Below are 8,215 nucleotides of genomic sequence, written 5' to 3'. Positions count from 1 at the left end.
GGGGCCGGATGGCCGGAAGCCGGGGGCGGGGTGGGGCGGGGTGGGGGGAGCGAAGAGGGGGCGGAGCGAGGGGATGCGTGGGAGGGCCGGGGTCGAAGCCGCCCCGGAACCAGGAGGGAAGGGAGGTGTCCGGCGGTCGCGCTAGCCCGGCGCGCCCAGCTCCGCCCAGACCGTCTTGCCCGTGGACCCGGGCGTCCGCACGACGCCCCAGTCGAGGCACAGCCGCTGCACGATGAACATCCCGTGCCCGCCGGGCCGTCCCGCGCGGTGCGGGGTGCGGGGCGCCGGCTGGCCCGCGCCGCGGTCGGAGACCTCGACGCGCAGAACCTTGCCGTCGCAGGAGAGCCACAGCTCCTCGGGGCCCTCCGCGTGCAGGCACGCGTTGGTGACCAGCTCGGAGACGACGAGCAGCACGTCCTCGGCGGCGGCGCGGCGGTCGGCACCCGCCGCGGGCAGCCAGCCCCAGGCGTGCAGCGCCTCCCGGGTGAAGTCGCGCGAGAGCGGCACGACACCGCTCGCCCCGTTCAGGCTCAGCCTGCGGACCTGGCGGCCCCCGGACTCCGGGGTGGCCGCGGGAGCGGGAGCATCCGCGACGGCGGCCTCCGACTCCGGGCCGCGGTCGCCCGGCGAGTAAGGCCGGGTGGTGCTCATCAGCACTTCACCTCACCGACAAGAGGACTGGACAAGGGAGGAAGTGCGACGACCGGCGGACCCCCGCCCGCCCGGCTGCCTTCCCGGCCGCTTGCCGTTCTGACTTTGACTTGATGAATGACTTGATGGATGTGGACGACGGACTCAGGGTGTCTCCTGCCCTGCCGAACCGCCCGGACACCCATGGATTCTGCACGAACCGTGTGACACTGGTAACGCAACGATCACACAGCGACAACTGACGCGTAACTCTTTGCGCCATACGCGAGAATCACCCCGACTCAGTCGGCCAGCGCCGCTTCGAGCGTCTCGTGGACGGTGAAGACGGCGTCGGCTCCCGTGATCTCGAACACCCGGGCCACCACCGGCAGCATCCCCGCCAGATGGACCCCACCCCCCACGGCCTCGGCCTTGAGCCGGGCGCCGAGAAGCACGTTCAGTCCCGTCGAGTCACAGAATTCGAGTCGTGAGCAGTCGACCACGAGGCGCTTGAAGCCGTCGTCGACACAGGCCTCAAGCGGCTCGCGCAACAAATCGGCGGTGTGGTGATCCAACTCACCCGCCGGGGTCACGACGGCGCTGCGGCCCTCATTCCGGACTTCGACCAGAAGCCGGCCCCTGTGTGCACTGCCGACCGTCCCGCGGTCCATGCCGTCACTCTCTTCCCGACCGTCGTGGGCTGTTTACCGCGCGCGATGACGCGCGATGACGCCCTTGAACATTACGCCTTCCCTACGGTCCCGGGTAGCCGAACAACCCCCCGAATTCGGACATTTCGCTACAGAACGCACTTGCGACTCCGGCGCGGAAGCGGGTAGGGGTAGAAGAGACACCAATCGACACGGACGGCCATGGAGGCGCCGCACACCGCAGTGCACGTAGTGGCATCGGCAGCCATATGCCGAGAACGATGGAGGAGACCATGTCACCCCGGCTCGACGAATCGCGCACTGACCAGGCGACGTCGACACCCCCGCCGAACCGTACCGACACCCGCACCGCGGGCATCTCGGGCCCCGCCGCCGAGGGCGCACGGGCCGCGACGGCAGAGCGCCCGCTCGCCGGCACCGCGGCCACCCCTGACACCGCCGAGCGGCCCGAGGGCGTCGGCGAGAGCCTTTCCGGGCTCCCCGAGATCCCCCCGTACGACGAAGTGGCGCCACTGGACGCCCGCGCGCTGTCCAAGACCCTCTTCGAGCGGCTCGAGTCCCTCGAGGAAGGCACGCACGAGTACGCGTACGTACGCAACACCCTCGTCGAACTGAACCTCGCCCTGGTGAAGTTCGCCGCCTCCCGGTTCCGCTCCCGCAGCGAGCCGATGGAGGACATCATCCAGGTCGGCACCATCGGCCTGATCAAGGCGATCGACCGCTTCGAGCTCAGCCGCGGCGTCGAGTTCCCCACGTTCGCGATGCCGACGATCGTCGGCGAGATCAAGCGTTTCTTCCGCGACACGTCGTGGTCGGTGCGCGTCCCGCGCCGGCTCCAGGAGCTCCGCCTCGACCTCGCCAAGGCGGGCGACGAACTCGCCCAGAAGTTCGACCGCGCGCCGACAGTGGCCGAACTCGCCGAGCGCCTCGGCATCTCGAACGAAGAGGTCGTCGAGGGCATGGCGGCGTCCAACGCCTACACCGCCAGCTCGCTGGACGCCCAGCCGGAGGAGGACGACTCCGAGGGCGCCCTCGCCGACCGCATCGGCTACGAGGACCACGGCCTCGAAGGCATCGAGTACGTCGAGTCGTTGAAGCCGCTGATCGCCGAACTCCCGCCCCGGGACCGGAAGATCCTCTCCCTGCGCTTCGTCGCCAACATGACGCAGTCGGAGATCGGCGAGGAACTCGGCATCTCGCAGATGCATGTGTCGCGACTCCTTTCGCGCACACTCGTGAAGCTCCGCAAGGGGCTGACGCTGGAGGAGTGAGCGCACGCCGCTTCCGCCGTCCCCGATCGCCGGACGGGCTCAGTGAGTCGAGCCCGTCCGGCGATCGTCTTTTCTCACCCTCCCCCGCCCCTGCCGCCCCCGCTGTCCGCACTGTCCGCACTGTCACCGTGTGACGCGTACGCGCGCAGGAAGACGTCCACGGCCGCTTCCGCGGTGGCGCGCAGCTCGGCGGCCGGGACGCGGCGCGTGCCCAGCCGGGAACGGGACTCCAGCGGCCCGGTGAGCAGGGCGAAGAAGTGCTCGGCTGCCAGCTCCGGATCGCACGGGCGCAGCCGCCCTGCCAGCGAGAGGCGGGCAAGCCGGTCGGCGAGCGCCGCGGCCGGGCGCTGCGCGACGCGATCCTGGACGCTCTCGGCCAGGTCCGGGAACTGCGCCACCTGCGCGTACGCCAACCGCCGCAGCGCGCGGGCCCGTTCACCGCACCAGCTGCCCGCGAGCCGCTGCGCCAGGTCCGTCAGCGCGTCCCGCGGGTCCTCGTCCCGCGGCCGGTCGCGCAGCTGCTCGACCGCCGCGAGGACCTCCGCAAGGAGCGCGTCGGCCTCGGCCTCGACGGCATGGCGGAAGAGGGACTCCTTGTCGTTCAGGTGGTTGTAGACGGTCGGCTTGGCGACCCCCGCCTCCTCCGCGATCTCCTGGACGCACGCCTGCGCGTACCCGCGCCGCGAGAAGACGGCGAACGCGGCGCGGAGGATCGCCTCCCTCTTGTCGACGCGCCCCCGCGGGGCGCCCTTGGGCTTGCCGGACCCACGGGACCCACCGGGCCCGTCGCCGGGACTGCTTGACGCAACTGAACTCACGAGTTCATTCTAGTGAACGCCCGAGCTACCAGTCGGGCAAACTTTCTGAACCAGTGAGTTCATTTCAGTGAGTTCATTTCAGTGAGCCGTCCGTGAGTCCGTCCAGTGAGTTCGCCCAGAGGGAGTGGAAGCCCGTGATCGTCCACATGCTGCGATTCGCCTTCAAGGAAGGCACGACCGAGGAGCAGAAGGCCCGCGTGCTCACGCTGATGCGGCGCACGGCGTCCGTCGAATCGGTCTCCTTCGGCACGGTCGGCCAGGCCCTCGGCGACCCCGCCGACGGCTTCACGCACGCCTACTGCGTGGGCATCGAGGATCTGCCGGCCCTGGAGCGGTACATGTACGACCCGGTCCACCTCGCGGGAGACCTGGAGATCATTCCCCATCTGGCCAGGATCGCCGTCGGCCCCGACCTCTCCGACGACATGGACCCGGCGCTGGCCGGCCGGCTCATGGCGATGCACGAGGAGAAGGCCGCCCGCCATCCCGAGTGGGCGGCCAGGATCGGACCGCTCGTCACGTTCGCCTGAGGTCCGTCAGCGCACGCGTACGCCCCGCTGCCACACCCGCGAGACCAGCGGAACCCCCGGCCGGTACGCCAGGTGGACGTGGCTCGGCGCGTCCAGGAGGGCCAGGTCGGCGCGGGCGCCGGGGGTGAGGCGGCCCACGTCCGTGCGGCGCAGGGCCGCGGCGCCGCCCGCCGTGGCCGCCCACAGCGCCTCGTCCGGGGTCATCCCCATGTCCCGTACGGCGAGGGCGATGCAGAAGGGGACCGAGGACGTGAAGGACGAGCCCGGGTTGCAGTCCGTGGAGAGGGCCACCGTGGCGCCCGCGTCGAGGAGGCGGCGGGCGTCGGGCCACTCTGCGCGGGTGGAGAACTCGGCGCCGGGCAGGAGGGTGGCGACCGTGCCGCTGTTCGCGAGGGCGTCCACGTCGGCGTCGGTGAGGTGCGTGCAGTGGTCGGCGCTCGCCGCGTCCAGCTCCACGGCGAGCTGGACGCCGGGGCCGTAGGAGAGCTGGTTGGCGTGCACGCGCGGGTGCAGGCCCTTCGCCTTGCCCGCCGTCAGGATCGCCCGCGCCTGGTCGCCGTCGAACGCGCCCTTCTCGCAGAACACGTCCACCCAACGGGCGTGCGGCGCGCACGCGTCCAGCATCTCGCCCGTCACCAGGGCCACGTACGCCGCCGGGTCGTCCGCGAGGTCCGGGGACACGATGTGGGCGCCCAGGAACGTGACCTCGTCCGTGTGGCGGGCCGCGATGCGCAGGGCGCGGGACTCGTCCTCGGTCGTCAGGCCGTAGCCCGACTTCGTCTCGAACGTCGTCGTGCCCTGGAGCAGGGCCTCGCGGAGGTAGTGGGTGACGTTCGCCTCCAGCTCCGCGTCGGTGGCCGCGCGGGTCGCGGCGACCGTCGTGCGGATGCCGCCCGCCTCGTACGGGCGGCCCTCCATGCGGGCGTTGAACTCCTTGGTGCGGTCGCCCGCGAAGAGGAGGTGGGAGTGGGAGTCGACGAAGCCGGGGATGGCCGCGCGGCCCTCGGCGTCGTACGTCTCGTCCGCCTGCGGGGCCTTGGCGGCCGGGCCCACCCAGGCGACGGTCTCGCCCTCCAGGACGAGGGCGGCGTCCTCGACGAGGCCGAGGGGGCCCTCGCCGAGGGCGGGGTCGTTGGTGACGAGGGTGGGGATGTTGGTGAGGAGGGTGGTGGGAGTGGTGGTGGCTGTCATGGTCCTGTCCGGGGAGGGGGTGGGTGCGGGATGGGTGCCTTGCCGGGGGCTCCCCAATCCCACCCCTTCCCGAAACCGGGGGCGCTGCCCCCGGGCCCCCGGGGGTGGGTGTCCCGTGCGGGTGGGACAGCTCCCGCCGAATCGCCGCTCCGCGGCTCGTCCTCAAGCGCCGGACGGGCTAAGACGTTGCCGGGGCGGGCTGGGAATGTGCCGGTGAGTATCAGCCCGTCCGGCGTTTGAGGACGAGGCGCGGAGCGCCGATTCGAGGGAGGACTGTCCCACCCGCCACGGGACACCCACCCCCGGGGTCCAGGGGCGCAGCCCCCCACGCGGCGGAGCCGCAAAGTGTCACAGCCGGAGAAGGGGCGGGACTGGGGCGCCCCGCGAAGGTCAGTGCAGCGCTCCCACCGCCTCCGCCAGCGCCGACGGCACGTCCGGGATCAAGGTGTGCGTGCCGTCGCGGACGACGTGGCGGCCGCCGACGACGGTGTGCCGGACGTCCACCGCGGAGGCCGCGAACACCGCCACCTCCGCCGCGAGCCGCGGCACGGCCCCGGCGGTCCGGACGGAGTCGAGGGCGACGGTGGTGAAGTCGGCGAGGGCGCCGGGTTCGAGGGAACCGGCGTCGGCCCAGCCGAGGGCGGCGTGCCCGTCGGCGGAGGCGGCCCGCAGGAGGGCGGCGGCGGTCCAGTGCCCGCGGGTGCGGGAGCGGAGGCGTTCGTTCAGCTCCATGGCCCGCGCCTCTTCGAAGAGGTCGATGACGGCGTGGCTGTCGCTGCCGAGGGAGAGGGTGCTGCCGGCGCGCTGGAGGGCGGGCGCGGGCCCGATGCCGTCGGCGAGGTCCCGCTCGGTGGTCGGGCACATGCAGGTGCCGGTGCCGGACCCGCCGACGAGGGCGATGTCGGCGTCGGTGAGGTGGGTGTTGTGGACACCCGTGGTGCGGGGACCCAGCACCCCGTGGTCGGCGAGGAGCTGCGTCGGCGTACGGCCGTGCACGGCGAGGCAGGCGTCGTTCTCGGCGGTCTGCTCGGAGAGGTGGACGTGCAGGGGCGCCCCGCGCGCGGCGGCCCACTCGGCGACGGTCCCCAACTGCCGCGCGGGCACGGCCCGTACGGAGTGGATGGCGGCGCCGAGGCGCACGTGCTCCCGGTCGCCCTCCTTCAGGAGGGACACCCGCTCGGCCCAGGCCTCGGCCGTGCCGTCGGAGAAGCGCAGCTGGTGGCGGTTGGGAGGCTCGCCCTCCGCGGCGCTGCGCAGGCCCGCGGCGACGTACGCCGTGTCGAGGAGCGTGATGCGGATGCCCGCGTCGGCCGCCGCCGCGATCAGCGCCTCGCCCATCGCGTTCGGGTCGGCGTACCGCGTGCCGCCGGGCGCGTGGTGGAGGTAGTGGAACTCGCCGACGGCCGTGACCCCGGCGAGCGCCATCTCCGCGTAGACGCCCCGCGCGAGGGCGTGGTACGTCTCCGGGGTGAGCCGGTCGGCCACGGAGTACATGACCTCGCGCCACGTCCAGAACGTGCCGCTGCCCACCTGGACGGTGGAGCGCAGCGCGCGGTGGAAGGCGTGCGAGTGGGCGTTGGCGAGGCCGGGCAGGGTCAGGCCGCGCAGGACGGTCGCGCCGGGCGGCGGGGCCGCGACGCCCGTGCGGACGGCGGCGATCCTGCCGTCCGCGTCGACGTCGAGCGCCACGCCGGGCTCGACGCCGGGGTCCAGCCAGGCGTGCTCGGCCCAGTAGGTGTGCGTCAGCGGCACGCGAGACCCTCCAGTACGTCGGCCAGTGCGCGCACCCCGGCCAGGCAGTCGTCCTCGGCCGCGTACTCGGCGGGCGAGTGCGAGACACCCGTGGGGTTGCGCACGAACAGCATGGCGGTCGGGATCGACTCCGACAGGATGCCCGCGTCGTGTCCCGCGCCGGTGCCGAGGACGGGGATGTCCCGGCCCTGGCCGGTGTGCTCGCGCAGGATCGTGCCCAGCTCGTCGCGCAGGGCGTGCTCGAACTCCACGACCGGCGTGAAGGACTCCCTCACGACGTCCAGGTCGATGCCGTGCCGGTCCGCGTACTCGCGGGCCGCCTTCTCGATCGCCGTGACGACGGTGTCCAGGGTGTCCTGGTCGGCGGCGCGCGAGTCCAGCCAGCCGCGGACCAGGGACGGGATGGCGTTGACGCCGTTCGGCTCGACCGCGATCTTGCCGAAGGTGGCGACCGCGCCCGCAAGATCGGCCTCGCGGCGGGCCGCGAGCACCGTCTCCGCGTACGACAGCATCGGGTCCCTGCGGTCCACCAGGCGGGTGGTGCCCGCGTGGTTGGCCTCGCCGCGGAAGTCGAAGCGCCAGCGGCCGTGCGGCCAGATGGCGCTGGCGATGCCGACGGCGTCGCCGGACAGGTCCAGGGCTCTGCCCTGTTCCACGTGCAGCTCCACGAACGCGCCGATCCGGGCGAGGCGTTCGGGGTCCGCGCCGATCGTCGACGGGTCGTAGCCCGCCGCCTCCATCGCCTCCGGGAGGCTGACGCCGTCCGCGTCGCGCAGCTCGTACGCCGCCTCGCGGGTCAGCTTGCCCGCGGTGAGGCGGGAGCCGACGCAGGCCAGGCCGAAGCGGGCGCCCTCCTCGTCGCCGAAGTTGGTGATGGCGAGGGGCTTGGTGAACGTCGCTCCCCTGGCGCGGAGTTCGTCGAGTGCGGCGAAGGACGACACGACGCCGAGGGGGCCGTCGAAGGCGCCGCCGTCGGGGACGGAGTCCAGGTGGGAGCCGGTGACCACGGCGTCGCCCGCCGTCGGGTCGCCCAGCCACGCCCACTGGTTGCCGTTGCGGTCCGTCTCGTAGGTGAGGCCTCGGGTTTCTGCCTGTTCCTGGAACCAGGTGCGGCAGTCGGCGTCGGCGCCTGTCCAGGCGGAGCGCCTGTAGCCGTGGGAGTCGGGGTCGCGGCCGATGGGGGCGAGGTCGGCCCACATCTGGTGGAAGGTGGGCCCTGCCGGGGGCTCCCCAATCCCGCCCCTTCCCGAAACTGGGGGCTCCGCCCCCAGACCCCCGGTATCGGCGCTCCGCGCCTCGTCCTCAATCGCCGGACGGGCTGGAAAATCCAGCCCCTCCGGCGTTTGAGGAGC

At 72.7% G+C, this 8,215-nt stretch carries 8 protein-coding genes; 2 read left to right on the top strand and 6 right to left on the bottom strand.

Features of this window, described 5'->3' with window-relative positions; translation table 11 throughout:
- Nucleotides 1-141 precede the first annotated feature (141 nt).
- Together OO63_RS28475 and OO63_RS28470 are read right to left on the bottom strand one after the other, a co-directional pair.
- Complete coding sequence (locus tag OO63_RS28475) at nt 142-651, bottom strand: ATP-binding protein (RefSeq protein ID WP_030360702.1); 510 nt, start codon at nt 649-651, stop codon at nt 142-144.
- A gap of 281 nt (nt 652-932) precedes the next feature.
- Nucleotides 933-1,301 (bottom strand): STAS domain-containing protein, encoded by a 369-nt coding sequence (locus OO63_RS28470; RefSeq protein ID WP_030360701.1) that lies wholly within the window; start codon nt 1,299-1,301, stop codon nt 933-935.
- Between the two features lie 260 nt (nt 1,302-1,561).
- On the opposite strand from OO63_RS28470, the gene OO63_RS28465 reads away from it, so the two are divergent.
- Nucleotides 1,562-2,572, top strand: coding sequence for an RNA polymerase sigma factor SigF (locus OO63_RS28465; protein WP_063750466.1), 1,011 nt, complete (start codon nt 1,562-1,564; stop codon nt 2,570-2,572).
- A 74-nt stretch (nt 2,573-2,646) separates the two neighbouring features.
- Here OO63_RS28465 and OO63_RS28460 read toward each other — a convergent pair whose 3' ends face one another.
- Nucleotides 2,647-3,390 (bottom strand): TetR/AcrR family transcriptional regulator, encoded by a 744-nt coding sequence (locus tag OO63_RS28460; RefSeq protein ID WP_051811282.1) that lies wholly within the window; start codon nt 3,388-3,390, stop codon nt 2,647-2,649.
- Nucleotides 3,391-3,482: 92 nt separating this feature from the next.
- On the opposite strand from OO63_RS28460, the gene OO63_RS28455 reads away from it, so the two are divergent.
- Nucleotides 3,483-3,920, top strand: coding sequence for a Dabb family protein (locus OO63_RS28455; RefSeq protein ID WP_234311301.1), 438 nt, complete (start codon nt 3,483-3,485; stop codon nt 3,918-3,920).
- A gap of 6 nt (nt 3,921-3,926) precedes the next feature.
- On the opposite strand, the gene hutI is transcribed toward OO63_RS28455, so the two are convergent.
- From hutI to OO63_RS28440, 3 genes are all read right to left on the bottom strand, one after another.
- Nucleotides 3,927-5,111 carry an imidazolonepropionase gene (gene hutI / locus OO63_RS28450; RefSeq protein WP_030360697.1) on the bottom strand — a complete coding sequence of 395 codons (1,185 nt, stop codon included), beginning with the start codon at nt 5,109-5,111 and terminating at the stop codon, nt 3,927-3,929.
- 390 nt (nt 5,112-5,501) lie between these two features.
- Nucleotides 5,502-6,857, bottom strand: coding sequence for a formimidoylglutamate deiminase (locus OO63_RS28445; RefSeq protein WP_030360696.1), 1,356 nt, complete (start codon nt 6,855-6,857; stop codon nt 5,502-5,504).
- Nucleotides 6,854-8,062, bottom strand: coding sequence for an allantoate amidohydrolase (locus OO63_RS28440; RefSeq protein WP_030360695.1), 1,209 nt, complete (start codon nt 8,060-8,062; stop codon nt 6,854-6,856). Before OO63_RS28440 ends, OO63_RS28445 begins: the two co-directional genes overlap by 4 nt.
- Between the last annotated feature and the right edge of the window lie 153 nt (nt 8,063-8,215).

The organism is Streptomyces alboflavus (genome assembly GCF_000716675.1).
Taxonomy (GTDB): Bacteria; Actinomycetota; Actinomycetes; order Streptomycetales; family Streptomycetaceae; genus Streptomyces; species Streptomyces alboflavus.
This window is presented reverse-complemented; position numbering and strand designations above follow the sequence as displayed.